This is a genomic window from Thauera sp. WH-1 (genome assembly GCF_047806685.1).
Lineage (GTDB): Bacteria > Pseudomonadota > Gammaproteobacteria > Burkholderiales > Rhodocyclaceae > Thauera.
On sequence record NZ_JBLQGP010000006.1, the window covers coordinates 73305 to 96859 of the forward strand.

Here is a 23555-nt window from a genome sequence, read left to right on the forward strand (position 1 = left end):
GGCCGTTACGCGTCGCTGTCGAGGAAGCTACGCAGCTTTTCCGAGCGGCTCGGGTGGCGCAGCTTGCGCAGGGCCTTGGCTTCGATCTGGCGGATGCGCTCGCGGGTGACGTCGAACTGCTTGCCGACCTCTTCCAGCGTGTGGTCGGTGTTCATCTCGATGCCGAAGCGCATGCGCAGCACCTTGGCTTCGCGCTGGGTCAGGGAGTCGAGCACCTCGCCGGTGGCGTCGCGCAGGCCGGAATACATCGCCGCCTCGGCCGGGGCCAGGGTGGCGGTGTCCTCGATGAAGTCGCCCAGATGGGAGTCGTCGTCGTCGCCGATCGGCGTCTCCATGGAGATCGGCTCCTTGGAGATCTTCATGATCTTGCGGATCTTCTCCTCGGGCATCTCCATCTTCTCGGCCAGCGTCGCGGGATCCGGCTCGGAACCGGTTTCCTGCAGGATCTGGCGGCTGATGCGATTCATCTTGTTGATCGTCTCGATCATGTGCACCGGGATGCGGATGGTGCGTGCCTGGTCGGCGATCGAGCGCGTGATGGCCTGGCGGATCCACCAGGTGGCATAGGTCGAGAATTTGTAGCCGCGGCGGTATTCGAACTTGTCGACCGCCTTCATCAGGCCGATATTGCCTTCCTGGATCAGGTCGAGGAACTGCAGGCCGCGGTTGGTGTACTTCTTGGCGATCGAGATCACCAGGCGCAGGTTGGCCTCGGTCATCTCGCGCTTGGCGCGGCGCATCTTGGCTTCGCCGGTGGACATCTGGCGGTTGATGTCCTTGAGTTCCTTGAGCGGAATGCCGATCCGGTCCTGCAGGTCGATGAGCTTCTGCTGCTCCTCGAGCACCGCGGGGTGGATCCGCATCAGGCCTTCGGCGGAGTTCTTGCCTGAGGCGATCTCGTCCTTGAGCCAGTCGAGGTTCACCTCCTGGCCGGGGAAGACCTTGATGAAGTGCTGGCGCGGCATGCCGGCGCGATCCACGCACAGCTGCAGGATCTGGCGCTCGTGGCTGCGCACCTGCTCGACCATGTGGCGCACCGAATCGCACAGCTTCTCGATGGCCTTGGCGGTAAAGCGGATGTTGAGCAACTCGTCCGAGATCTGCTGCTTGAGCGCGAGGTAGGCCTTGTCCTGCGAGTCCTTCTTGTCGAGCACGGACATCTTCTTCGCGTACAGCTCGCGGATGATCGCGAAGCGCGCGAGGGCGTCGTTCTTGAGCTGAAGCAGGGAGGCGGCGTTGGCACGCTCGGCGCTGTCGGCGTCGTCTTCCTCGTCGTCGGCCTCGTCGTCGGTACTGTCTTCGTCGTCGGTGGCGCTGGCAGCGCTGCTGTCGTCCTCGCTGTCTTCCTCGGCCGCTTCCTCGCTGCTCGCGTTGGGGTCGATGAGGCCGTCGATGAGTTCGTCGATCTTGGCCTCGTCCCTGGCGATGCGGTCGACGATCTCGAGCATCTCGGCGATGGTCGTCGGGCAGGCGGAGATCGCCTGCACCATGTGCTTGAGGCCGTCCTCGATGCGCTTGGCGATTTCGATCTCGCCCTCACGGGTGAGCAGCTCGACCGTGCCCATCTCGCGCATGTACATGCGCACCGGATCGGTGGTGCGACCAAATTCGGAGTCGACCGAGGACAGGGCCTGCTCGGCCTCCTCTTCGGCGACATCCTCGTCGACGTTGGTCGCGACGCTGTCGGACATCAGCAGGTCTTCGGCGGCCGGCGCCTCGTCATAGACCTGGATGCCCATGTTGTTGAAGGTGCCGATGATCCCTTCGATCTGTTCGGCATCGGCGACATCGTCGGGGAGGTGGTCGCTGATTTCGGCGTACGTGAGGTAGCCACGCTCCTTGCCGAGCGTGATCAGCGTCTTCAGCCGGGTGCGGCGCACCTCCGCGTCGAGCGGGGTGGCAGCGGGGCTTTCGACGACGGGGGATGCCTTGTCCTTCGCCTTGGAAGGGCGTCCCTTCGTGGGGGCGTCCTTGCGCGGATCCTTGGCTTTTTCGCGTGCCATAGCACTCCTCAGTTGAGGGTGTAAGAAAATGAGAAACCGGAAATTATACTATAAATCTGAGACTTTACCGCCACTTGCGAGGTTCCTCTTCTCGAGCAGGAGCTCGCTCAGGCGGTGTCTGTGGGCGCTGTCGAGCCCTTGCTCACGATCCCTTTGTAGCAGGGCGGCGATCTCATTGCTGACACTGTCGGCGTGGAGTTTGCGCAAGCTGTCGTCGAACAGGGTTTCGACCACCGCTTCGTCGAATTCGGCGTCGACGAGTTCCGCGGCGACCCGGGCCAGGGTCTCGCCGTGGGGCGTGTCGCGAAAGCGTTCGATGAGCGCGCCGAGTCCGCCAGCCGGGACGGGCTCGCCCAGGCTGAGCATGTCGATGATGGCGATCAGTGCCAGCCCTTCGGGGCTGTCGTCAGGAATCAGGCTGACCGGCAGGCGGGCGGCCCAGGTCGGGTGTTGCAGCACCAGGCGCAGCAGCGTGCCGGCGGTCGACGGCGGCTTGCGCCGGCCTTGCAGACGCGGCCGCTGCACGCTCGGGCGCACGGCGCGGCGCGCTCGTTCGGTGGCGGTGGGCGGGGGAGGTTCATGGCTCGCGCCGGTTGGCGCGGCCGCATCAGCCGCGCCGCGTCGGCGCGGCTGATGCGGCGCCAGCTGGGCAAGGGCCTGCTCGAGCTCGGCCTGGGTCAGGCCGCTCGCTTCCGCCACCGCCTTGATCACCTGCAGCCGCAGCAGCGGGGCGCCAATGCGGATGACGAGCGGGGCGGCCTCGTGCACGAAGGCGGCGCGGCCTTCGGCGCTGTCGAGGGGGTGGCGGTCGGCGAGTTCCTGGATCAGGAAGCGGGCCAGCGGGGTGGCGCTGCCGGCGGCCTTGCGGAAGGCGTCGGCGCCCTCGGCGCGAACGAAGGAATCGGGGTCGTGTTCGGCGGGCAGGAAGAGGAAGGCGAGGGTGGCGTCGTCGCGCAGCGATTCGAGGGCATTCTCGAGTGCGCGCCAGGCAGCGCGGCGGCCGGCGGCGTCGCCGTCGAAGCAGAACACGACGCGGTCGGACTGGCGCAACAGCGTGTGCACATGCTGCGGCGTGGTCGCGGTACCGAGGGTGGCGACGGCGTTCTCGATGCCGAACTGGGCCAGCGCCACCACGTCCATGTAACCCTCGACGACGACTGCGAAGCCGGCATCGCGGATCGCCTTCTGTGCCAGGAAGAGGCCGTAAAGTTCGCGCCCCTTCTCGAACAGCGGGGTCTCCGGTGAGTTCAGGTACTTGGGCTCGCCCTTGTCGAGCACGCGGCCGCCGAAGGCGATGATGCGGCCGCGGCGGTCGTGGATCGGGAAGATGATGCGGTTGCGGAAGCGGTCGTAGCGCCGCCCCTGATCGTTGTCGATGACGAGGCCGGCATTGGCGAGCGTCTTCACCTGGTAGTCGGGGAAGACCTTCTGCAGCGCCTGCCAGTCGTCGGGCGCATAGCCGAGGCCGAAGCGCGCGGCGACTTCGCCCGACAGGCCGCGGCGCTTGAGGTAGTCGATCGCCTGGCGGGCGGGCTTCAGCTGTTCGCGGTAGAAGCGCGCGGCAATCGCCATGGCCTCGTAAAGGCGCTCGCTGGCGTCGCCCTGCGTCGGACTGGCGCTGCGGCCGTCATCGGGCACCTGCAGCCCGGTCTGTGCGGCCAGCTCCTTGACCGCGTCGACAAAGCCGAGTCCGCTGTACTCCATCAGGAAGCCGATCGCGCTGCCGTGCACGCCGCAACCAAAGCAGTGATAGAACTGCTTGGACGGACTGACCGAGAACGAGGCGGACTTTTCGCCGTGGAAGGGGCAGCAGGCGAAGTAGTTCGCGCCGCTCTTCTTGAGCGGCAGGTAGCGTTCGATGACGTCGACGATGTCGACGCGTGAGAGCAGTTCCTGGACGAAGGACTGGGGGATCATCGAGCGCGCAGGCTTGGTCGCGTGCGCCGCCCGCGGGGGGCATGTGGTCGCACGCGAGAAAAAGCATCACGCCGGGCGAAGGTCGCGTGACCTCCGGCCGGCGTGCAAGCAACCCGCGGGGCGGGTGCGAGGAGAATCAGTACAGCTTCGGCGGCAGGGTCTGGCTGCGCAGGCGCTTGTGATTGCGCTTCACGGCGGCGGCCAGCTTGCGCTTGCGCTCGGCGGTGGGCTTCTCGTAGAACTCGCGCGAGCGCAGCTCGGTCAGCACACCGGTCTTCTCGATGGTGCGCTTGAAGCGGCGGATCGCAACCTCAAACGGCTCGTTTTCCTTGACGCGGATACCGGGCATTGCGGACTTCCTTGGGTGTCTGGTGGGCAGAAAGACGGCGAATATAACCGAGACCTCCGTTCAAGGCAAGGGGATCGATCCTCCCGCGTGCGCTGGCTGCGGTTAAAATGCGGATCCGAATCAAGCGGATGCACTTCATGAAAGTTCTCGGCATCGAAACCTCCTGCGACGAGACCGGCGTGGCGATCTACGACAGCCAGGATGGGCTGCTGGCCCATGGGCTGCATTCGCAGATCGACCTGCATGCGGCCTATGGCGGGGTGGTGCCCGAGCTGGCCTCGCGCGACCACATCCGTCGCCTGCCGCTGCTGATGAAGCAGACCGTGGCCGATGCCGGCGTGGCGCTGGCGGACATCGATGCCGTGGCCTACACCGCGGGTCCCGGCCTGGCCGGCGCGCTGCTGGTGGGCGCAAGCGTGGCCGAGTCCTTCGCCATGGCGCGCGGGATCCCGGCGCTGCCGGTCCATCACCTCGAGGGCCACCTGCTGTCGCCGCTTCTATCGGCCGATCCGCCCGCCTTCCCTTTCGTCGCCCTGCTGGTGTCGGGCGGCCATACCCAGCTCATGCGGGTGCGTGGGGTGGGCGACTACGCGCTGCTGGGCGAGTCGGTCGACGATGCGGCGGGAGAGGCCTTCGACAAGACCGCGAAGCTGCTCGGGCTGGGTTATCCGGGCGGGCCGCAACTGGCGAAGCTGGCCGAGCAGGGAGTGCCCGGGCGTTTTCGTCTGCCGCGGCCGATGTTGCACTCGGGCGATCTCGACTTCAGCTTCAGCGGCCTGAAGACGGCGGTGCTCAATGTCGTCTCGGCGTCGGACTGGGAGCCGCGGCGCATGGCCGATCTGGCGGCCGAGTTCCAGCAGGCCGTGGTCGAGGTGCTGTGTGCCAAGGCGCTCGCCGCACTGAAGAAGGTGGGGTTGAAAACCCTGGTCGTCGCTGGCGGGGTGGGCGCCAACCGCTGCCTGCGCGACACCCTGGATGCCGCGCTGGCCCAGCGCGGTGGCCGGGTGCACTACCCCGAGCCGGCGCTATGCACCGACAATGGCGCGATGATTGCCTTTGCCGGTGCGATGCGACTGGCTGCCGGCGAGCGGGGGCCGGACATCGTTGCCGTGAAGATTCGTCCGCGCTGGCCCTTGGTCGAGCTCAGGCCGCCGTGCCAGCCGGTGGACTGAGCGGCGGCGCAGGCAGGGCGCGGTCTCGCTGTCAGGCTCCGGGTCTGTCGGTCTTCTTGCCGCCGATCCGGCCCTCGGTGCCGGCGCGCAGGCGGGCGATATTGTCCTTGTGGCGCCAGATCAGCACCGCCGACATGATGGCCAGTGCGGCCACCGCCATCTGCGGGCCAAGGAACAGCAGGCCCGCCAGCGGGGCGGCGATGGCCGCTGACAGCGCGGCGGCCGAGGAGTAGCGGGTGGTGTAGGCGATCATGAGCCAGATCACTGCGCAAAAGATCGCGATCCGCCCGTCGACTCCCGCCAGCACGCCAAGGGCAGTGGCGACTCCCTTGCCGCCATTGAAGCGCAGGAAGATCGTGAACACATGGCCGAGAAAGGCGGCCAGGCCGGCCAGGGCGGCCTGGCCGGCATCGAAGCCAAGCTGTGTCGCAGCCCACACTGCGAGCCAGCCCTTCAGGCTGTCGCCGAGCAGGGTCAGCGCCGCAGCCGCCTTGTTGCCGCTGCGCAGCACGTTGGTTGCGCCCGGGTTGCCCGAGCCGTATTGGCGCGGGTCCTGCAGGCCGAACAGCTTGCTGCTGACGATGGCAAACGGGATCGAGCCGAGCAGATAGGCGGCAATGGTAAGCAGCAGGAACGACATCGGGACTCCTCGGCCCAGGTGGGGCGGGCCGGTCCGGGTTCAGCAGGTCAGGAGGGTGAGGATTCGCGCAGGTGCGACGGCGTGCTCGGGTCCAAGCTTTTCGCAATGCGTGCCGGGCACAAGTTAGAATTGCCGCGATTCTAAACGGGAAGCAGCATGGATTTCATCTTTATCGAGGAATTGCGCGTCAAGGCCTGGGTCGGCATTTACGATCGGGAGAAGACCGGGCCGCAAACCGTCGAGCTTAATCTGACCTTTGGTGTGCCCGACGCGGCAGCCGAGCATGACGACATTGCCGATACGATCGATTACGCTGAGGTCACGGCACGCATTCGTCGCGAGCTGGGGGAGCGCCATTTCAATCTGATCGAGAGTCTGGGCGAATTCGTCGTGAATATGTTGTTCGATGAATTCCGGGCGCCCTGGGTCAAGCTCAGGGTCGCCAAGATTGGCGTCATGAAGGACGTGCGACGCGTCGGTGTGCATATCCAGCGCAGTCGCGACGGTATTGTCGTGCCACCTTCGGCGTGAACACCTCCTGATCGGCCGCGCCCGGGCGAGGGGCGCGGCGACGAACAGTCGCTGTTTGGCAGACGGCCGATTGTCAGACGGCGAGCTCGTCGAGGGACTTGCCCTGCGCGATCCAGTCGAGCGCCCATTGTGGCTTGCGCCCACGCCCGCTCCAGCCCTGGTCGGGATTGGCCGGGTTGCGGTATTTGACGACACTGACCGGCTTCGCCTTCTTTGCGCCGGCGCGTGGGCCGCGCTTGGCGGCCGGCTTGGCTTCGGCTGCCGCTGCAGGAGGCGCCTCGAGCAGATCGCCCAGCGTCAGGCCCTCGTCGGCGGCCATCTTCTGCATGCGCTTGAGCAGCGTGCGCCGCGTGGTGTCGCTGCGACGGCGGATCTCGCTTTCGATCTTCGCTTGCAGTTTGCGCAGGTCGGGCAGGGTGTAGGAAGACAGGTCCATGAGTTCTCCGGGCGTGGTGGAAATCGGCAATCGCGTTGCCTTTACGTTGATCGCGTTCGATTCTGATTTGCGCGCAATTGTGCCACTTGTAAAAGCGGATGGAAATTGATTACGCAAAATAACCCGACAGCGCATGAATTGGGCTGTCGATTGGCGCCGCGTTCAATTGCCGCTGCCGCGCCGGATTCCAGCCCGAAGATTCAGTTGGCGACGTGAACGAGTTTGGGCTGCAGCAGGCGCAACAGGTCGTGCGAGTGGAGCCCGACCAGAAAACCCCGGCGCCCGCCGTTGATGTAGATCAGCGGCAGATCGAGAATGGTGCGTTCCATATACACCGGCATCTGCTTGCGCGTGCCGAAGGGCGAAGTGCCGCCGACGAGAAAGCCGGTGTGGCGATTGGCCGTTTCCGGCTTGCAGGTTTCGACGTGCTTGCAGGGGATCTCGCGCGCCAGCTCCTTGGTCGAGACCTTGCGATCGCCATGCATCAGCACGATCAGGGGCTGGGCATGCTCGTCCTCCATGACCAGGGTCTTGATCACGGCGTGTTCGCTGACATTGAGTTCTCGCGCCGACCCGGCGGTGCCGCCGTGCTCCTCGTATTCGTACAGATGCGTCGAAAAGGCAATTCCATGCTGGCGCAGGAAGCGGGTGGCCGGTGTTTCGGGGGCGCGGGTGTCTTGTTTGTTCATGATTGCGACCGGTTCGGCTGGATTGGGCGACGATCTGCCGCCGTGGATGCAATTGTATGCCGGCGCGCCATCAGGCGCGCGGATGATGTCTGGCATGCAATTGCTTGAGTCTCTCGCGTGCCACATGGGTATAAACCTGGGTCGTTGAAATATCGGCATGGCCGAGCAGCAATTGCACCACGCGCAGATCGGCGCCGTGATTGAGCAGGTGGGTGGCGAAGGCGTGGCGCAATGTATGGGGTGAAATGCGCTCGCGCGCGATGCCGGCATCCATTGCATGTTGTTTGACGATGCGCCAGAACATCTGCCGCGTCATGCCGGAGCCGAGTCGCGTGACGAAGACTTCGTCGCAGCGGCGGCCGGCGAGCAGGGCCGGTCGCCCTTCGGCCAGGTAGCGCATCAGCCAGTCGGCGGCGATCTCGCCGAGCGGCACCAGACGCTCCTTGCTGCCCTTGCCCATGACGCGCACCACGCCCTCGTTGAGGCCGAGCGCGAACACCTTCAGCCCCACCAGCTCCGACACGCGCAGCCCGGCCGCATACAGCACCTCGAGCATGCAGCGGTCGCGCAGGCCCTGGGGCGAGTCGACATCGGGGGCGGCGAGCAAGGCCTCGACCTGGGCTTCGCTGAGGGTCTTCGGGAAGCGCTCGGCCGCCATCGGCGAATCGAGCAGCAGCGTGGGGTCCTCGGCGATCTCGCGGTTGGCGAGCAGCATGCGGTAGTAACGCCGCCAGGTGGCCAGCAGGCGGCGCTGGCTGGCCGGCCTGGCGGTCCGGCTGAATTCGGCGAGATAGGCGGCCAGCTCGCCGGGGCTGGCGCCCGGCAGCGTCAGCGCGCGCTTCTCGAGCCAGGCGGCGAAGCGGGCGAGGTCGCTGCGGTAGCCCGCCAGTGTATTGGCCGCGAGGCCGTGCTCCAGCCACAGGGCGTCGGCAAAGCGGTCGAGCTCGCGGCGGTGGTGGTCCAGCAGGCCGGACTCCACCGCCGGTGGGCGAGCACTCACCGCGCCCCTTCGAAGGCCAGCAGCCAGCGCTTGACCTCGAGCAGCCAGCCATCGTGCGCATTGGCGAAGCCGCCCAGGCCGCCCGTGGCGGTGACGCGGTGGCAGGGCACGACGAGCGGGTAGGGGTTGGCGCCGCAGGCCTGGCCGACCGCCCGCGGCGCACTGCCGAGGCGTGCTGCGAGCTCGCCATAGGTGGCGGTGCGCCCACGCGGGATGGTCCGGATCGCCTCCCATACGCGGCGGCGGAAGGGCGTGCCGCAGGCGGCGAGCGGGATCGGGAAGGGTTCGTCGGGCGTGTCGATCCATGCTCGCAGCGCATGGGCGGCAGCGCCGGCGGTGGCATTGCGCGGATCGACGAGCGGCGTTCCCGGCGGCAGGAAGACGAGTTCGCGCAGCACGCCCTCGTCGGCGCGAATGCCGACGGGGCCGAAGGGCAGGGCGATGATGGCGTCGAAGCCCGCCGCGCAGGCCTTGCCGTCACTGGCGCGAGCGTGGGCGGCGGGGGGCAGGTCCCTGGCCATGGTCGGGTGGCTCAAGGGCGGACTTCGCCATTGCCGAACACGATCCACTTCTGGCTGGTCAGGCCTTCCAGTCCGACCGGGCCGCGGGCGTGGATCTTGTCGGTGGAGATGCCGATCTCCGCCCCCAGGCCGTATTCGAAGCCGTCGGCGAAGCGCGTCGACGCATTGACCATCACCGAGGACGAGTCCACCTCGCGCAGGAAGCGCATGGCGTGGCTGTAGTTCTCGGTGACGATCGCCTCGGTATGGCCGGAGCTGTAGGCGTTGATGTGGGCAATGGCGGCGTCGAGGCCGTCCACGATCTTCACCGCGATGATCGGGGCGAGGTATTCCTCGCGCCAGTCGGCTTCCGTCGCCGCGACGAGCCTGGCGCCGTCGATGCAGGCCTCGCGCAGCAGCGCCAGCGATTCGGCACAGCAGCGCATCTCCACGCCCTTGGCGGCGAGCATGCGGCCGATCTCGGGCAGGTAGATGTCGGCCACGTTGCGCGCCACCAGCAGCGACTCGGCCGTGTTGCAGGTGCCGTAGCGCTGGGTCTTGGCGTTCTCCACGATCGGCACCACCTTGGCGGGGTCGGCCTCGTCGTCGATATAGACGTGGCAGTTGCCGTCCAGATGCTTGATCACCGGCACGCGCGCGTCCTTAGAGATGCGCTCGATCAGGCCCTTGCCGCCGCGTGGCACGATCACGTCCACGAACTCGGGCATGCTGATCAGCGCGCCGACGGCTTCGCGGTCGGTGGTCTCGACCACCTGCACCGCATGCTCGGGCAGGCCAGCCTGGATGAGGCCGGCGCGCACGCAGGCGGCAATGGCGCGGTTGGCGTTGATCGCCTCCTTGCCACCGCGCAGGATGGCGGCGTTGCCCGACTTCAGGCACAGCGCGGCGGCGTCGGCGGTGACGTTGGGGCGCGCCTCGTAGATGATGCCGATGACGCCGAGCGGCACGCGCATCTTGCCGAGCTGGATGCCGGAGGGGCGGCGCTTGATGTCGCTCATCTCGCCGACCGGGTCGGGCAGTGCGGCGACCTGCTCGAGCCCCACGGCCATCGCCTCGACGCCCTTGTCGTTCAGGGTCAGGCGGTCGATCAGCGCCGGCTCGAGGCCGGCGGCACGGGCCTCGGCAAGATCCCTGGCGTTGGCGGCGAGCAGTTCGTCGCGGCGGGCGCGGATCTCGGCGGCCATCGCGCTCAGCGCAGCGTTCTTGACCGCGGTCGAGGCGGCGGCGAGCACGCGCGAGGCGGCGCGCGCCTGGCGACCGAGGGTCTGCATGTAGTCTTGAATGTCCATCTTCACGGAGTCCGGCTTGATTGTCGGCTTGAGTGCCTGTGTCTTGCAGCCCGCAATTAAAGCACCGATCGCCGCGCTCGTGGGCGGCGTCGCCGAAGTCAGGCGCTCAACGGCGCTGGGCCAGCCGCAGGCTCAGTTGCAGGAATTCGTCCCACACGTCGCCCGCGGCCAGGCCCTTGATGATGCGGTCGATGCGGGCGGCGTGCATCAAGGCGGCGCGCAGGCCGCCCTGGGTGAGGCGGGCGAGGGCGCGGCCGACGGCCTGCTGGCGGCGCGGATCGAAGATGCGCTCGGCCTTGAACAGGGCGGGCAGGGGCTGGCCGGCGTCGCGGCCGGCGCACAGCGTGGCGAGGCTGCGCGTCTCGTTGGCGAGCGCCCACAGCACCAGCGGCGGCGCCGCGCCTTCGCCCCTGAGGCCCTCGAGCAGGCGCGCGCAGCGCGCCGGGTCGCCCTCGACGACGGCCTGGCGCAGCTTGTCGATGTCGTAGCGGGCGACGTTGAGCACGGCGTCCTGCACCTGCTCGAGCGTCAGTGCGCCTTCGGGGTGGAGCAGGCCGAGCTTGAGGATCTCCTGGTGGGCGGCGAGCAGGTTGCCTTCGACGTGCTCGGCGACGAAGGCCAGGGCCTCGGCGCCGGCGGTCTGCCTCTGCGCGGCCAGGCGGCGGCCGATCCAGTCGGGCAGCCGCTCGCGTTCGGGCGCGTTGAGTTCGAGTGTGTTCGCCGCATCGCTGAGGGCCTTGAACCAGCCGGTCTTGCGCGTCTGCCAGTCGACTTCGGGCAAGGTGACCAGGGTCAGGGTCTGCGCTGGCAGGTTGGCGATGTAGCGCTGCAGCGCGTCGCCGCCGTCGCGGCCCGGCTTGCCGCCGGGGATGCGCAGGTCGATCAACTTGGCGCCGCCAAAGAGCGACAGGTTGCCGGCGGCCAGCGTCAGCGCGTCCCACTTGAAACCCTGGCCGACGACGAGCGTCTCGCGCTCCTCGTAGCCCTGGCGGCGGGCCGCGGCACGGATCGCGTCGGCCGCCTCGAGCACCAGCAAGGGCTCGTTGCCGTGCAGCAGCCACAAGGGGGCGAGCGGGCGCTCGAGTAGGGGGGCGAGCTGGTCGGGGCGGAGGTTCATGTGCACAAGAGCCTGCAGGCGGCGCTCGGCCAGGCCTTCAGTCGGCGCGGCTCACCACGGCGAGACGGCGCATGAGCTGCTGCACCAGGTCGGCCTGCATGTCGCGGTAGAGCAGGGCTTCTTCCTGCTCCTTGCCCAGGACTTGCGAGTCATCGAAGGTGTATTCCCTGCGTGCCGACAGGTTGGTCGGCGGCAGCAGGCTCCTGCCGTCCTTGTCGATCAACTGGAAGCGCAGGGTCTGCGTGAGCTGGTACTCGCGCACCTTGCCGGCGCCGGTCAGGCTGAGGATCTCGCGGCCGCGCGAGTTGGCAAGGATCTGCAGGCGGGCTTCGGCTGCGGCCGGGTCCTCGACCACGGTGGTCGTGCCGCTGGTGGCGATCTGTCGGCGCAGTTGGGCGCCCAGCTCGGTCTGTGCCGGGGTGTTGATGTGCACGGTGGCGAAATCGAGCGCCTGCGGGCCACGCAGGCGGAAGCCGCAGCCCGACAGCAGCAGCGCGCCCAGTCCGCCGCTGGCCAGCAGCAGGCGGCGGCGGGGCAGGCTCGGGCTGGGTGGCGTGCGGCGCATGCCGGCCTCGTCAGCGTGCTTGAAGGGGCGACGATCGGGCATGCGCGGCCTCCTCAGGCGACGATGTTGACCAGGCGGCCGGGCACGACGACGACCTTCTTCGCCGGCTTTCCTTCCATGAACTTGTGCGCCGCCTCCGAGGCCAGTGCCAGCGCTTCGATGTCGGCCTTGGCAGCGTCGGCAGCGACCTTGATGCTGCCACGCAGCTTGCCATTGACCTGCAGCACCAGCTCGATCTCATCCTGCTTCAGTGCGTCCGCGCTGACCTCCGGCCAGCTCGCGGCGAGGATGTCGGTGCCGAAGCCGCAGTCCCGCCACAGCGCATGGCAAATGTGCGGGGTGATCGGCGACAAGAGGCGCAGCAGGATGGACAGGCCTTCCTCGGCGACCTCGGCATGCGCGGCAGGCTCGGCCGGTGCGTGTTCCTTGTGCGCCTTCTCCAGCGCATTGAGGATCTTCATCGCCGCCGACACCACGGTGTTGAACTGGTGCTTGCCGAAATCGTAGCTCGCCTGCTTGAGATGGGTGTGGATCTCGCGCCGCACCTCGGCCGCCGCTGCGGGCAGCGCGTCGGCGGCGAGGCAACGCTCGGTGGGCAGCGCGGCGCGCGTCTCGCTGGCGAAGGCGTGGCCGTAGTTCCACACCCGGCGCAGGAAGCGCGAGGCGCCCTCGACGCCGGAGTCGGACCATTCGAGCTGCTGGTCGGGCGGGGCAGCGAAGATGATGAACAGGCGTGCGGTGTCGGCGCCGTACTGGTCCACCAGCGACTGCGGGTCGACGCCGTTGTTCTTCGACTTCGACATCTTCTCGGTGCCGCCGATGACCACCGGCAGGCCATCGGATTCCAGCTTGGCGGCGACGATGCGGCCGCGCTCGTCACGCTCGACCACCACGTCGGCCGGGTTGATCCACTGCTTCTTGCCACCGTCGAGCTCGCGGTAGTAGGTCTCGGCCACCACCATGCCCTGGGTGAGCAGGGCGCTGAAGGGCTCGGACACATTGACCAGGCCGCAATCGCGCATCGCGCGGGTGAAGAAGCGCGAATACAGCAGGTGCAGGATGGCGTGCTCGATGCCGCCAATGTACTGGTCGACCGGCGCCCAGTAGTTGACGCGCTCGTCCACCATCGCGGTCGTGCTGTCGGCGCAGGCGTAGCGCAGGAAGTACCAGGACGACTCGACGAAGGTGTCCATGGTGTCGGTTTCGCGCTTCGCCGGCTTGCCGCACTTCGGGCAGCTGCACTCGTAGAACGAAGCCATCTTGGCCAGCGGCGAGCCGCGGCCGGTGATCTCGACGTTCTCGGGCAGCACCACCGGCAGTTGCTCGTCCGGCACCGGCACGTCGCCGCAGTCGGCGCAGTGGATCATCGGGATCGGGCAGCCCCAGTAGCGCTGGCGCGAGATGCCCCAGTCGCGCAGTCGGTACTGCACGCGCTTGGCGCCCAGGCCCTTGGCGGCCAGATCGCCCGCGATCGCATCGACCGCGCCCTGGAAATCGAGGCCGTCGTACTTGCCGGAATTGACCAGGCGGCCGTAGTCGGAATAGGCGTCCAGCCAGGGCGCGACGGTGTCGGCGTAGGCCTCCGAGCCGACCACCATGCGGATCGGCAGCGCGTACTTGGTCGCGAAGGCGAAGTCGCGCTCGTCGTGCGCCGGCACCGCCATCACCGCGCCCTCGCCGTAGCCCATCAGCACGTAGTTGGCGACCCAGACCTCGAGCGCCTCGTCGCTGAGCGGATGGCGCACCTTGAGGCCGGTGGGCATGCCCTTCTTCTCCATCGTGGCGATGTCGGCCTCGGCGACGCCGCCGCGCTTGCATTCCTCGACGAACTCGGCGAGCGCCGGGTTGCTGGCGGCGGCCTGGGTGGCGAGCGGGTGCTCGGCGGCCACCGCGACGTAGGTCGCCCCCATCAGCGTGTCGGCGCGGGTGGTGAACACCTTCAGCATGCCCTCGTGGCCGATGCTGGAGACATCGAACGGGAAGCTGATCTCCACGCCTTCCGAGCGCCCGATCCAGTTCTTCTGCATCAGCTTGACCTGCTCGGGCCAGTTGGGCAGATCGTCGAGCGCCGACAGCAGCTCGTCGGCGTAGGTGGTGATCTTCATGTAGTACATGGGGATCTCGCGCTTCTCGACCAGCGCGCCCGAGCGCCAGCCGCGGCCGTCGATGACCTGCTCGTTGGCGAGCACGGTCTCGTCGACCGGGTCCCAGTTCACCGTGCCGAGGCGCTTGTAGATCAGGCCCTTCTCGAACAGGCGGGTGAACAGCCACTGCTCCCAGCGGTAGTACTCCGGGGTGCAGGTCGCGAGCTCGCGCGACCAGTCGATGGCGAAACCGAGGCGCTTGAGTTGCGCCTTCATGTAGTCGATGTTGGCGTAGGTCCACTTCGCCGGCGGCACGTTGTTCTGGATCGCGGCGTTCTCGGCCGGCATGCCGAAGGCGTCCCAGCCCATCGGCTGCAGCACGTTGTAGCCCTTCATGCGGTGGAAGCGCGCGAGCACGTCGCCGATGGTGTAGTTGCGCACGTGCCCCATGTGCAGCTTGCCCGAGGGGTAGGGGAACATCGACAGGCAGTAGTACTTGGGCTTGCTCGCGTCTTCCGTCACGCGGAAGGCGTCGGTGGAGTCCCAGTGCTGCTGGGCGGCCGTCTCGACGGCGGCGGGCTGGTATTTGTCCTGCATGAGCGTGCGTGCGGGCTTCATGGCGTTGAAAACACGCCAGTATACCTTGAAGCTCAAGCTGCGCGGTGGTCGCCGCTGCGCGGACGGCGGGCAAAAAGGTGGCACTCCGCGCCGGGCGGAGCGCCGGACTCCATTCAAGGAGGGAGGGAGACGGGAAAGCGGTGGGCGCGTTGCGCCGCGGCTCAGGCGGTCCTGCAGGCGGCCTTGTGGCTGCCCAGATGTTGCTGGCGCTGCCAGTTGGCACGGACGGCAACGATCATGTCCTCCATCGCCAGCAGCGGCAGGCGGAGCATGCGGTTCTGACTACGCACATAGGGCAGGAGCTGGGGAGCGCACAGGTTGCTGCGCTCCTTCTGAAGCAGGCGCTGGAAATGCTCCATGGCCGCGCCCCAGTACTCGGCGTTGCCGACCCAGCCGGTTTCGTCCGTGGCTTGGCGGACGGCCTTGCGCCACAGGGCTTCGGCGCGTTCGATCGAGATGCCTGCCTTGCGGGCATACCAGGGCAGCAGCTTGGGTGTCTTCATGATCTGTTCTCCTGTCGGGCCGAGTGGGCTCGAAAAATCGTGGTCCGTCTTCTGAACTCGCCACGCCCTACTTACGTTGTGGCGCAATGTACCGAGTGGACCTGTAGTTTTGCTTGATTCTGGGCAATTCAGAGCGGGTCGGGTGTGAGAAGTTCCACGCCCGTCGTCCGAAATGTTGCAATGCACAACTGCAATTTAGCCCATCTCTGCATTGACGCAAGCAGCCTGTTGCTGCAATGCAACAAGCTGTTCACCGTCGTGGCTGTCGGCGAAGGTCCGCGGCGTCGATACAATGCGCGCTCGAAAAGGAATCACGATGTCCACGCTGCTTGCCAATCTGAATGCCGAACAACTTCAGGCGGTCACCCTGCCGCCACAGCACGCACTGATCCTGGCCGGTGCCGGCTCGGGCAAGACCCGCGTGCTGACCACCCGCATCGCCTGGCTGATCCAGTCCGGCCAGGTCGACCCCGCAGGAATCCTGGCGGTTACATTTACCAACAAAGCGGCCAAGGAAATGCTCGCCCGCCTGTCGTCCATGCTGCCGGTGAGCACCCGCGGCATGTGGATCGGCACCTTCCACGGCCTTGCCAACCGCCTGCTGCGCGCCCATCACCGCGACGCCGGCCTGCCCCAGCTGTTCCAGATCCTCGATGCGGGCGACCAGCTCGCCGCGATCAAGCGCCTGCTGAAGACGCTCAATGTCGACGACGAGAAATTCCCGCCGCGCGAGCTGCAGCACTTCATCAACGGCCAGAAGGAAGCCGGCAACCGGCCGCATGCGGTCGAGGCCTGGGACGACTACACCCGGCTGCGCGTTCAGCTCTACCAGGAGTATGAGGCGCAGTGCCAGCGCGAGTCTGTTGTGGATTTTGCGGAGTTGCTGCTGCGCAGCTACGAGCTGCTCGAACGCAACGAGCCGCTGCGCCGCCACTACCAGCGCCGCTTCCGTCACATCCTGGTCGATGAGTTCCAGGACACCAACCGCCTGCAGTACCGCTGGCTCAAGCTCTTCGCCGACGAGGGCCGCGAGGGCGGCGCGGCGATGTTCTGCGTCGGCGACGACGACCAGAGCATCTACCGCTTCCGCGGCGCCGAGGTCGGCAACATGCGCGACTTCGAGCGCGAGTTCCGCGTGCACAACGTCATCCGCCTGGAGCAGAACTACCGCTCGCACAGCAACATCCTCGATGCGGCCAACGCCATCATCCGCCACAACGCCAACCGCCTGGGCAAGAACCTGTGGACCGACCAGGGCGCGGGCGAGCCGATCCGCGTGTTCGAGGCCTATTCGGACGGCGACGAGGCGCGCTGGATCGTCGACGAGATCCAGTCGCTGGTGCGCGACGGCGCGCTGAGGAGCGACATTGCACTGCTGTATCGCTCCAACGCGCAGTCGCGCGTGCTCGAGCACCAGTTGTTCTCGGCCGGCATTCCCTACCGCGTGTATGGCGGCCTGCGCTTCTTCGAGCGCCAGGAGATCAAACACGCGCTCGCCTACCTGCGCCTGATCGCCAATGCGGACGACGATACCTCGTTCGCGCGTGTGGTGAATTTTCCCACCCGCGGCATCGGCGCGCGCTCGCTCGAGGTGCTGACCGACGCCGCGCGCGTCTACAACACCAGCCTGTACGCGACGGTGCCGCACCTGACCGGCAAGCCGGGGACCGCGCTGGCGCAGTTCGTGCGCCTGGTCGAGGATCTGCGTCGCGATACCGCCAGCCTGCCGCTGCCCGAGTTGGTCGACCATGTGCTCGACCTCAGCGGCCTGCGCGCGCACTACAAGGCGGACAAGGAGGGGCGCGAGCGCCTCGAGAACCTGGATGAACTGATCAACGCGGCGGCCAACTTCCTCGCCGAGTCGCAGGCACAGTCGGGCGCGGGCGACGCGCTCGCCCAGCCGCATGCGCTGCTGGCCGATTTCCTCGCTCACGCTTCCCTGGAAGCCGGCGACCACCAGGCCGACCAGGGCGCGGACGCGGTGCAGCTGATGACGGTGCATTCGGCCAAGGGCCTGGAGTTCAACGTCGTCTTCCTGTCCGGGCTCGAGGAGGGCCTGTTCCCGCACGAGAACAGCATCCTCGAGACCGACGGCCTGGAGGAGGAGCGGCGGCTGATGTACGTGGCGGTGACCCGGGCGCGCGAGCGGCTCTACCTTTCCTTCGCGCAGAGCCGCATGCTGCACGGCCAGACGCGCTACAACCTGCGCTCGCGCTTCCTGGAGGAGATCCCGGCCGAGCTGACGAAATGGCTGACGCCGCCAAGCCCGCGGTCGGCCCCTGGCGGCGCGATGGCGGGCATGGGCGGCGGCTACTTTAAGCCCTCACCCGCGCCAGCCCAGGTGCAGCGGGCGGCGCGGCCGAGCTTCGCCACCCTGCCCAATGGCTTGCGCATCGGGCAGTCGGTGAGTCATGCGAAGTTCGGTCAGGGGGTGATCGTTGCCGCCGAGGGCAGCGGCAGCGATGCCAAGGTGCAGATCAACTTCGGCCCGGCCGGGGTGAAGTGGCTGCTGCTCGGGGTGGCCAAGATCGAGCCGGTGTAGCGGCGGCGGGGGCGGCCGATGCCGGCTGCAGCCCTCAGGCGACCTCCTCGCGAGTGTGGCAGTCGAAGGCGTAGACGAGGTCGTCGGCGATATCGTCCAGTTCGGTCGGCGAATAGCCCAGGAAGCGCGCAACCGGCTCGCGCCCCTTGTCCCATTCGGCGTCGCGCCGGGTGCGCAGGTGGGTGCCGGCGACATACTCGCCGACCACGTTGATGGCGATCAGCGCCTGCGCCTCCGTATCGAGTCCTGCGTCGCCATCCAGCACCGAGTAATCGTGATGGCACAGGATGCCCTGGCACACGGCCTCGGTCAGACCCCAGGAGCGCGCAAGGATGTAGCCGATGGTGGCGTGATTGGTGGCGAGCGCCTCGTCCTCGACCGCGGTGAACCAGCGCTCCGTCGTGCGGTTCGCAATCCCCAGGATCTGCTTGTAGCTGTCGAAGCGCTGCACCAGTAGCGGAATGCCGCAATCGTGGAACAGGCCGAAAGTGTAGGCGGTCTCGGGGCGGACGCAGCCGGTCTTGCGGGCGAGCAGGGCGCTGGCCGCCGCGGTGTAGCGCGAGTTGTCCCAGAAGCGCTCCAGCGAGGCGTTGCGGTCGGAGATCGCATTGCGCAGCGTGGCCTCCTGCACCAGGTTGGTGAGGGTGCCGAAGCCGAGCAAGCGGATCGCTTCGTCGACCGACGCGATCCGGCGGCTCACGCCGAAAAAGGGCGCGTTGGCCGACTTCACCACCACCGCCGCCAGTCCGACATCCTTGCCGATCAGCGCGGCGATGCGCTTGCCACTGACCTGGGGCTGGCGCAACTCGCCCATCAACTCGGCGAGCACATTCGGGCAGGACGGAATGTGGATGCCTTTCAGTGCCGCCTCGATATCGTCAGCTCGGCGTGCCGGGGTGCTCATTGAACCTATCTCCGATGCATCGTTTGCTGGCCGCCACGTTAACACGGGCGAGGCTGGCCGCGCGCGGGAATTGCGCGCGCGGCGTGCGGAATTCCCGCGCCGCGCGAGGGCTCGCCCGCGCTCAGAAGGGCAATGACAGGCCCGGCCAGACTCCATCGATCGCGCTCCTGAACGCGCCCTGGATGGCTGCGAGCGCGGCCTCGTCGTCGGCCTCGAAGCGCAGCACCACGACCGGCGTGGTGTTCGATGCACGGGCGAGGCCGAAACCCTGCGCGTATTCGACGCGCACGCCGTCGAGGGTGATGACCTCCTGCGCGCCGGGGAAGCAGGGCGTATCCGACAATGCAGCCTGCTGCAGGCGCCGCACCAGCTCGAAGGGCTCGCCTTCCTTCATCTTCAGGTTCAGCTCGGGCGTGCTGACGGCGTTGGGCAGGGCCTTCAGCGCAGCATTGGCGTCGGCGCGCGCGGACAGGATCTCGAGCAGGCGGGCGCCGGCATACAGGCCGTCGTCGAAGCCGAACCAGCGCTCCTTGAAGAACATGTGGCCGCTCATCTCACCGGCCAGCGGGGCTCCGGTCTCCTTGAGCTTGGCCTTCACCAGCGCGTGGCCGGTGTTCCACATCGTCGGCTTGCCGCCACGGGCGCGGATCCAGGGGCCGAGATTGCGGGTGCATTTGACGTCGTAGATGATCTCGCCACCCGGCACCCGGCTCAGCACGTCCTCGGCAAACAGCATCAGCTGGCGGTCGGGGAAGATGATCTCGCCGTCCTTGGTGACGACGCCGAGGCGGTCGCCGTCGCCGTCGAAGGCCAGCCCGAGTTCGGCGTCGGTCTCGCGCAGGACGCGGACCAGGTCCTGCAGGTTCTCGGGCTTGGAGGGGTCGGGGTGGTGGTTGGGGAAATTGCCGTCGACCTCGCAGAACAGCTCGATGACTTCGCAGCCCAGCCGCCGGAACAGTTCGGGCGCGATGCCACCGGCCACGCCGTTGCCGCAGTCGATGACAATCTTCATCGGCCGCGCCAGCCGGACGTCGCTCGCCACGCGCGCGATATAGGCGGCGCCGACGTCGGCGCTGCGCAGGCTGCCGGCGCCATGGGCGAGGTCGCTTTCGGCGATGCGCCGACGCAGGTTCTGGATCATGTCGCCATACAGCGTCTGCCCGCCGAGCACCATCTTGAGGCCGTTGTACTCGGGCGGGTTGTGGCTGCCGGTCACCGATACGCAGGAGTCGCAGCCGAGCTCGAAGGCGGCGAAGTAGCTCAGTGGCGTCGGTACGCAGCCGATGTCGATGACGTCGACGCCGGCGGCGCGGATGCCATCGGCCAGGGCCCCTGCCAGCGCCGGGCCGGACAGGCGACCGTCGCGACCGACCGCGATCGCCCGCTGGCCGCGCGCGACGGCTTCCGAGCCGAGGGCGTGTCCGATCGCCTGCACCGTGGCCGGCGTCAATACCGTGTCGATGATGCCGCGGATGTCGTAGGCCTTGAAGATCTCGGGGGCGGGCAGGGCGTGCGTCATGAGGGAGTCCGGAGCAGAGGGGCAGGAAAGACCGGCATTCTAGGCCCTCGTCCCGCATTTTGGGCCCGGCGTGCATGAGTTGGATGGGGCCGGCGCGCCGCGTTTCGGGGCAGACGCCCGGGCGGCGGCCGGCCTACAATGCGGCGCATCGCATCCACCCGCCATCACGAGGTCATCTTCCCGCCATGAGCGCACATCAGGGCAGCACACGCAAAGGCATCATTCTCGCCGGCGGTTCCGGCACCCGACTTCATCCGGCCACCCTCGCCGTGTCCAAGCAACTGCTTCCGGTCTATGACAAACCCATGGTTTATTACCCGCTCAGCACGCTGATGCTGGCCGGCATCCGCGACATCCTGCTGATCTCCACGCCGCAGGACACGCCGCGCTTCGAGCAGCTGCTCGGCGACGGCAGCCAGTGGGGTCTTCAGTTGCGCTACGCAGTGCAGGCGAGCCCGGACGGGCTGGCGCAGGCCTTCCTGATCGGCGAGGACTTTCTCGCCGGCGCGCCGTCGGCGCTGGTGCTGGGCGACAACCTGTTCTACGGCCACGACTTCGCCACCGAATTGCGCGTGGCCGCCAGGGCATCGGCGGGGGCGACGGTGTTCGCCTACCCGGTGCACGATCCCGAGCGCTACGGCGTGGTCGAGTTCGACGCCGCCGGGCGCGCGATCAGCCTGGAGGAAAAGCCGGCGCGGCCAAAAAGCCGCTACGCGGTGACCGGGTTGTACTTCTATGACGCGCGCGCGGTCGACATCGCGCGCGGACTCAAGCCGAGCGCGCGTGGCGAGCTCGAGATCACCGATCTCAACCGCGCCTATCTGGAATCGGGCGAGCTCGACGTCCAGGTGATGGGGCGGGGCCATGCCTGGCTCGATACCGGCACGCACGAGAGCCTGCTCGAGGCCGGCATGTTCATCCAGACCATCGAGAAGCGCCAGGGTCTGAAGATCGCCTGCCCGGAGGAGATCGCCTGGCGCGCCGGCTGGATCGACGACGCGCGCATGCGCGCGCTGGCCACGCCTCTGGCCAAGAGCGGCTACGGCCAGTACCTGCTGCGCCTGCTCGAGGAGAGGGTGTTCTGATGAAGGTGACGCCAACCGGGCTGCCCGAGGTGCTGCTGCTCGAACCGCGCGTGTTCGGCGACGCGCGCGGCTTCTTTCTCGAGAGCTACAACGCCCGCACGTTTCGCGAGCTGAGCGGGCTCGACGTCCAGTTCGTGCAGGATAATCACTCGCGTTCGGCGGGCGGTGTGCTGCGCGGCCTGCACTACCAGCTGCACCAGGCGCAGGGCAAGCTGGTGCGCGTGGTGCGCGGCTCCGTGTTCGACGTGGCGGTCGATCTGCGCCGCAGCTCGCCGCGCTTCGGCAAATGGGTGGGGGTGGAGCTGTCGGAGGACAACCACCGCCAGCTGTGGGTGCCGCCCGGCTTCGGTCATGGTTTCCTGGTGCTGAGCGAGACGGCGGACTTCCTCTACAAGACCACCGACTACTACGCCCCCGAGCATGAACGCTGCATCGCCTGGGACGACCCCGACATCGGCATCGACTGGCCGCTGCAGTCGCCGCCCGTGCTGTCGGCCAAGGATGCTCAGGGTGGCCGGCTGGCCGAGGCCGAGGTGTACGAGGACCCGAGCCCCTCGCGCTGAGCCTGGCAGGGCGCGAGTGTCCGTGGCGGTGTCAGCCGAGGCGGGCGTCGGGATGGGCAGCGAAATGGGCAGCGAAATGGGCGAGCACGTGCCTGCCCAGCCAGTCCTGCGTGCCTGGCCATGGGCCGCCCAGAAAGCCGACATGGCCGCCGCCGGCAGGGAGCTCGAAGCGCGTATGCGGAGACAAGTCGTGGCCGCGCGGCAAGGCCGCAGGCGGCACGAAGGGGTCGTTGGCGGCATTGAGCACCAGGGTCGGCGTGCGGATGCCGCCCAGCCAGGGCCGCGCCGAGGCGCGTCGCCAGTAGTCGTCAACGCCGGCAAAGCCATGCGCGGGGGCGGTATAGGCATCGTCGAAGGCGGCCAGCGAGGTCGCCTGCGCAATGCGCGCGGCGTCGAAGTGGCCGGGATGCGCGGCACACTTGGCCAGCGCCTTGCGCTTCAGGGTGGCGAGGAAGTGCCGGCTGTAGGCGCGGTTGAATCCCTGCCCCAGCGCCGTGCCCGAGATCGTCAGATCGAGCGGCGCACAGATCGCCGCGGCGGCGGCGAGCTCAAGGCTGCCGTGCTCCTGCTCGCCCAGCCACTTCAGCAGCGCATTGCCGCCGAGTGACACGCCCGCCGCGAACAGCGGCGCATCGCCGGCCCGCTGGCGCAGGCGGCGCAGGATCCAGTCGATCTCGGCGCTGTCGCCCGAGTGGTAAGCGCGTGGCAGGCGGTTCGGCTCACCGCTGCAGCCGCGAAACTGCGGCACCACGCCGCGCCAGCCAAGCGCGCGCACGGCGTGCATCAGCGTGCGTGCATAGTGCGAGCGGCTTGAGCCCTCCAGGCCGTGGAACAGCACCACGAGCGGGGCGGGGTGTGCTACGTCGCGCGCGCCGTCGACCCAGTCGAGGTCGATGAAGTCGCCGTCGGGCGTCTCCCAGCGCTCGCGGCGGTAGGCCGGCAGCGGGCCCATGCGCGCGAGCGGCCAGATCGTCTGCAGATGCCCGCCGGGCAACCACCACGGCGCGCGATAGGGGGGCGGGGCGCTCAATGCACGATGCGCGGCGACAGTTCGCCGAAGTCGGGCAGATCGGGTACGGGCGAGGCATGGTGCAGCACCATGTGCCAGCCGCTGGCGCCCCGCACGTAGACGTTGGTCACGGCGAGGAGCGCGCTGCGCTGCTCGCGGCTTTGCAGGCCGACCCGCTCGAACACGCAATGCATTGCCATCGCCGCGCTGGCGGTGATGACGGGCTGGCTGGTCTCGATCTGCAGGCGGTTGCCGCCGGACAGGATCTGGCGCCAGGTGTCGCGGATGGCGGCGAGGCCGACGATGCGCGGCCCCCCGGGGTGCACGCAGACCACGTCTTCCTCTTCCGACCAGACAGCCATCAGGGCTTCGATATCGCCCTCGGCCAGAGCCCGGTAGAAGGCGGCCTCGGCTTCGAGGGCGGTGGTGAATGTCGGTTTGCTCACGGCTAGCATCGAATGAGTTGGAGGGGGCCGTTCAGGGGGGGGCCTGAAAGGCG

At 67.8% G+C, this 23555-nt stretch carries 23 protein-coding genes; 5 read left to right on the forward strand and 18 right to left on the reverse strand.

What is annotated here, in order from left to right; translation table 11 throughout:
- Positions 1–5 precede the first annotated feature (5 nt).
- The 3 genes from rpoD to rpsU all read right to left on the reverse strand — a co-directional run bounded on the left by rpoD (position 6) and on the right by rpsU (position 4269).
- Positions 6–2003, reverse strand: coding sequence for an RNA polymerase sigma factor RpoD (gene rpoD, locus ACMV5O_RS08105; protein ID WP_416162990.1), 1998 nt, complete (start codon positions 2001–2003; stop codon positions 6–8).
- Between the two features lie 48 nt (positions 2004–2051).
- On the reverse strand, positions 2052–3920 hold the full coding sequence (dnaG, locus tag ACMV5O_RS08110) for a DNA primase (protein ID WP_416162991.1): 1869 nt from the start codon (positions 3918–3920) through the stop codon (positions 2052–2054).
- 136 nt (positions 3921–4056) lie between these two features.
- Positions 4057–4269, reverse strand: coding sequence for a 30S ribosomal protein S21 (rpsU, locus tag ACMV5O_RS08115; protein ID WP_002924646.1), 213 nt, complete (start codon positions 4267–4269; stop codon positions 4057–4059).
- A gap of 137 nt (positions 4270–4406) precedes the next feature.
- Here rpsU and tsaD point away from each other — a divergent pair, with 137 nt between their 5' ends.
- Positions 4407–5441 (forward strand): tRNA (adenosine(37)-N6)-threonylcarbamoyltransferase complex transferase subunit TsaD, encoded by a 1035-nt coding sequence (gene tsaD, locus ACMV5O_RS08120; RefSeq protein ID WP_416162992.1) that lies wholly within the window; start codon positions 4407–4409, stop codon positions 5439–5441.
- 31 nt (positions 5442–5472) lie between these two features.
- Here the strand turns inward: tsaD and plsY are convergent, their stop codons facing one another.
- A complete protein-coding gene (gene plsY, locus ACMV5O_RS08125) occupies positions 5473–6081 on the reverse strand; it encodes a glycerol-3-phosphate 1-O-acyltransferase PlsY (protein WP_416162993.1) in 609 nt (202 codons plus the stop codon).
- 156 nt (positions 6082–6237) lie between these two features.
- Here plsY and ACMV5O_RS08130 point away from each other — a divergent pair, with 156 nt between their 5' ends.
- Positions 6238–6612: a dihydroneopterin aldolase gene (locus tag ACMV5O_RS08130; RefSeq protein WP_416162994.1), complete on the forward strand. Its 375-nt coding sequence runs from the start codon at positions 6238–6240 to the stop codon at positions 6610–6612.
- A 73-nt stretch (positions 6613–6685) separates the two neighbouring features.
- Here ACMV5O_RS08130 and ACMV5O_RS08135 read toward each other — a convergent pair whose 3' ends face one another.
- From ACMV5O_RS08135 to ACMV5O_RS08180, 10 genes are all read right to left on the reverse strand, one after another.
- Positions 6686–7048, reverse strand: coding sequence for an H-NS family nucleoid-associated regulatory protein (locus ACMV5O_RS08135; protein ID WP_416162995.1), 363 nt, complete (start codon positions 7046–7048; stop codon positions 6686–6688).
- A 200-nt stretch (positions 7049–7248) separates the two neighbouring features.
- On the reverse strand, positions 7249–7737 hold the full coding sequence (gene ybaK / locus ACMV5O_RS08140) for a Cys-tRNA(Pro) deacylase (RefSeq protein WP_416163096.1): 489 nt from the start codon (positions 7735–7737) through the stop codon (positions 7249–7251).
- A gap of 70 nt (positions 7738–7807) precedes the next feature.
- Positions 7808–8737, reverse strand: coding sequence for a site-specific tyrosine recombinase XerD (xerD, locus tag ACMV5O_RS08145; RefSeq protein ID WP_416162996.1), 930 nt, complete (start codon positions 8735–8737; stop codon positions 7808–7810).
- Complete coding sequence (locus ACMV5O_RS08150; RefSeq protein ID WP_416163097.1) at positions 8734–9258, reverse strand: methylated-DNA--[protein]-cysteine S-methyltransferase; 525 nt, start codon at positions 9256–9258, stop codon at positions 8734–8736. Before ACMV5O_RS08150 ends, xerD begins: the two co-directional genes overlap by 4 nt.
- An 11-nt stretch (positions 9259–9269) precedes the next feature.
- Positions 9270–10547, reverse strand: a complete 1278-nt coding sequence (locus tag ACMV5O_RS08155; protein WP_416162997.1) for a glutamate-5-semialdehyde dehydrogenase — start codon at positions 10545–10547, stop codon at positions 9270–9272.
- A gap of 106 nt (positions 10548–10653) precedes the next feature.
- On the reverse strand, positions 10654–11664 hold the full coding sequence (holA, locus tag ACMV5O_RS08160) for a DNA polymerase III subunit delta (RefSeq protein WP_416162998.1): 1011 nt from the start codon (positions 11662–11664) through the stop codon (positions 10654–10656).
- 37 nt (positions 11665–11701) lie between these two features.
- A complete protein-coding gene (gene lptE / locus ACMV5O_RS08165) occupies positions 11702–12229 on the reverse strand; it encodes an LPS assembly lipoprotein LptE (protein WP_416163098.1) in 528 nt (175 codons plus the stop codon).
- A 53-nt stretch (positions 12230–12282) separates the two neighbouring features.
- Positions 12283–14910 (reverse strand): leucine--tRNA ligase, encoded by a 2628-nt coding sequence (gene leuS, locus ACMV5O_RS08170; RefSeq protein WP_416163099.1) that lies wholly within the window; start codon positions 14908–14910, stop codon positions 12283–12285.
- Positions 14911–15092: 182 nt separating this feature from the next.
- The gene (locus ACMV5O_RS08175) at positions 15093–15434 is read right to left on the reverse strand and encodes a hypothetical protein (RefSeq protein ID WP_324538782.1); all 342 of its coding nucleotides are present in this window, start codon (positions 15432–15434) and stop codon (positions 15093–15095) included.
- A 195-nt stretch (positions 15435–15629) separates the two neighbouring features.
- Positions 15630–15758: a hypothetical protein gene (locus ACMV5O_RS08180; protein WP_416162999.1), complete on the reverse strand. Its 129-nt coding sequence runs from the start codon at positions 15756–15758 to the stop codon at positions 15630–15632.
- On the opposite strand from ACMV5O_RS08180, the gene ACMV5O_RS08185 reads away from it, so the two are divergent.
- Complete coding sequence (locus ACMV5O_RS08185) at positions 15751–17976, forward strand: UvrD-helicase domain-containing protein (RefSeq protein WP_416163000.1); 2226 nt, start codon at positions 15751–15753, stop codon at positions 17974–17976. The genes ACMV5O_RS08180 and ACMV5O_RS08185 overlap by 8 nt on opposite strands.
- 34 nt (positions 17977–18010) lie before the next feature.
- Here ACMV5O_RS08185 and ACMV5O_RS08190 read toward each other — a convergent pair whose 3' ends face one another.
- A complete protein-coding gene (locus ACMV5O_RS08190; protein ID WP_416163001.1) occupies positions 18011–18880 on the reverse strand; it encodes an HDOD domain-containing protein in 870 nt (289 codons plus the stop codon).
- A gap of 121 nt (positions 18881–19001) precedes the next feature.
- The gene (locus tag ACMV5O_RS08195) at positions 19002–20399 is read right to left on the reverse strand and encodes a phosphomannomutase/phosphoglucomutase (RefSeq protein ID WP_416163002.1); all 1398 of its coding nucleotides are present in this window, start codon (positions 20397–20399) and stop codon (positions 19002–19004) included.
- Between the two features lie 185 nt (positions 20400–20584).
- Between ACMV5O_RS08195 and rfbA the strand changes: the two genes are divergently transcribed.
- Together rfbA and rfbC are read left to right on the forward strand one after the other, a co-directional pair.
- Positions 20585–21484, forward strand: a complete 900-nt coding sequence (rfbA, locus tag ACMV5O_RS08200; protein ID WP_416163003.1) for a glucose-1-phosphate thymidylyltransferase RfbA — start codon at positions 20585–20587, stop codon at positions 21482–21484.
- The gene (gene rfbC, locus ACMV5O_RS08205; protein ID WP_416163004.1) at positions 21484–22047 is read left to right on the forward strand and encodes a dTDP-4-dehydrorhamnose 3,5-epimerase; all 564 of its coding nucleotides are present in this window, start codon (positions 21484–21486) and stop codon (positions 22045–22047) included. Before rfbA ends, rfbC begins: the two co-directional genes overlap by 1 nt.
- Positions 22048–22078: 31 nt before the next feature.
- On the opposite strand, the gene ACMV5O_RS08210 is transcribed toward rfbC, so the two are convergent.
- Positions 22079–23077, reverse strand: coding sequence for a hydrolase (locus tag ACMV5O_RS08210; RefSeq protein ID WP_416163005.1), 999 nt, complete (start codon positions 23075–23077; stop codon positions 22079–22081).
- The gene (locus ACMV5O_RS08215; RefSeq protein ID WP_416163006.1) at positions 23074–23502 is read right to left on the reverse strand and encodes a YybH family protein; all 429 of its coding nucleotides are present in this window, start codon (positions 23500–23502) and stop codon (positions 23074–23076) included. Before ACMV5O_RS08215 ends, ACMV5O_RS08210 begins: the two co-directional genes overlap by 4 nt.
- Positions 23503–23555: the final 53 nt, after the last annotated feature.

Excerpts from the sequence above, each read along its gene's own strand:
- rpoD (WP_416162990.1), bottom strand. The coding sequence starts at position 2,003 with ATGGCACGCGAAAAAGCCAAGGATCCGCGCAAGGACGCCCCCACGAAG.
- dnaG (WP_416162991.1), bottom strand. The coding sequence starts at position 3,920 with ATGATCCCCCAGTCCTTCGTCCAGGAACTGCTCTCACGCGTCGACATC.
- rpsU (WP_002924646.1), bottom strand. The coding sequence starts at position 4,269 with ATGCCCGGTATCCGCGTCAAGGAAAACGAGCCGTTTGAGGTTGCGATC.
- tsaD (WP_416162992.1), top strand. The coding sequence starts at position 4,407 with ATGAAAGTTCTCGGCATCGAAACCTCCTGCGACGAGACCGGCGTGGCG.
- plsY (WP_416162993.1), bottom strand. The coding sequence starts at position 6,081 with ATGTCGTTCCTGCTGCTTACCATTGCCGCCTATCTGCTCGGCTCGATC.
- ACMV5O_RS08130 (WP_416162994.1), top strand. The coding sequence starts at position 6,238 with ATGGATTTCATCTTTATCGAGGAATTGCGCGTCAAGGCCTGGGTCGGC.
- ACMV5O_RS08135 (WP_416162995.1), bottom strand. The coding sequence starts at position 7,048 with ATGGACCTGTCTTCCTACACCCTGCCCGACCTGCGCAAACTGCAAGCG.
- ybaK (WP_416163096.1), bottom strand. The coding sequence starts at position 7,737 with ATGAACAAACAAGACACCCGCGCCCCCGAAACACCGGCCACCCGCTTC.
- ACMV5O_RS08150 (WP_416163097.1), bottom strand. The coding sequence starts at position 9,258 with ATGGCCAGGGACCTGCCCCCCGCCGCCCACGCTCGCGCCAGTGACGGC.
- ACMV5O_RS08155 (WP_416162997.1), bottom strand. The coding sequence starts at position 10,547 with ATGGACATTCAAGACTACATGCAGACCCTCGGTCGCCAGGCGCGCGCC.
- holA (WP_416162998.1), bottom strand. The coding sequence starts at position 11,664 with ATGAACCTCCGCCCCGACCAGCTCGCCCCCCTACTCGAGCGCCCGCTC.
- lptE (WP_416163098.1), bottom strand. The coding sequence starts at position 12,229 with ATGCGCCGCACGCCACCCAGCCCGAGCCTGCCCCGCCGCCGCCTGCTG.
- leuS (WP_416163099.1), bottom strand. The coding sequence starts at position 14,910 with ATGCAGGACAAATACCAGCCCGCCGCCGTCGAGACGGCCGCCCAGCAG.
- ACMV5O_RS08175 (WP_324538782.1), bottom strand. The coding sequence starts at position 15,434 with ATGAAGACACCCAAGCTGCTGCCCTGGTATGCCCGCAAGGCAGGCATC.
- ACMV5O_RS08185 (WP_416163000.1), top strand. The coding sequence starts at position 15,751 with ATGTCCACGCTGCTTGCCAATCTGAATGCCGAACAACTTCAGGCGGTC.
- ACMV5O_RS08190 (WP_416163001.1), bottom strand. The coding sequence starts at position 18,880 with ATGAGCACCCCGGCACGCCGAGCTGACGATATCGAGGCGGCACTGAAA.
- ACMV5O_RS08195 (WP_416163002.1), bottom strand. The coding sequence starts at position 20,399 with ATGACGCACGCCCTGCCCGCCCCCGAGATCTTCAAGGCCTACGACATC.
- rfbA (WP_416163003.1), top strand. The coding sequence starts at position 20,585 with ATGAGCGCACATCAGGGCAGCACACGCAAAGGCATCATTCTCGCCGGC.
- rfbC (WP_416163004.1), top strand. The coding sequence starts at position 21,484 with ATGAAGGTGACGCCAACCGGGCTGCCCGAGGTGCTGCTGCTCGAACCG.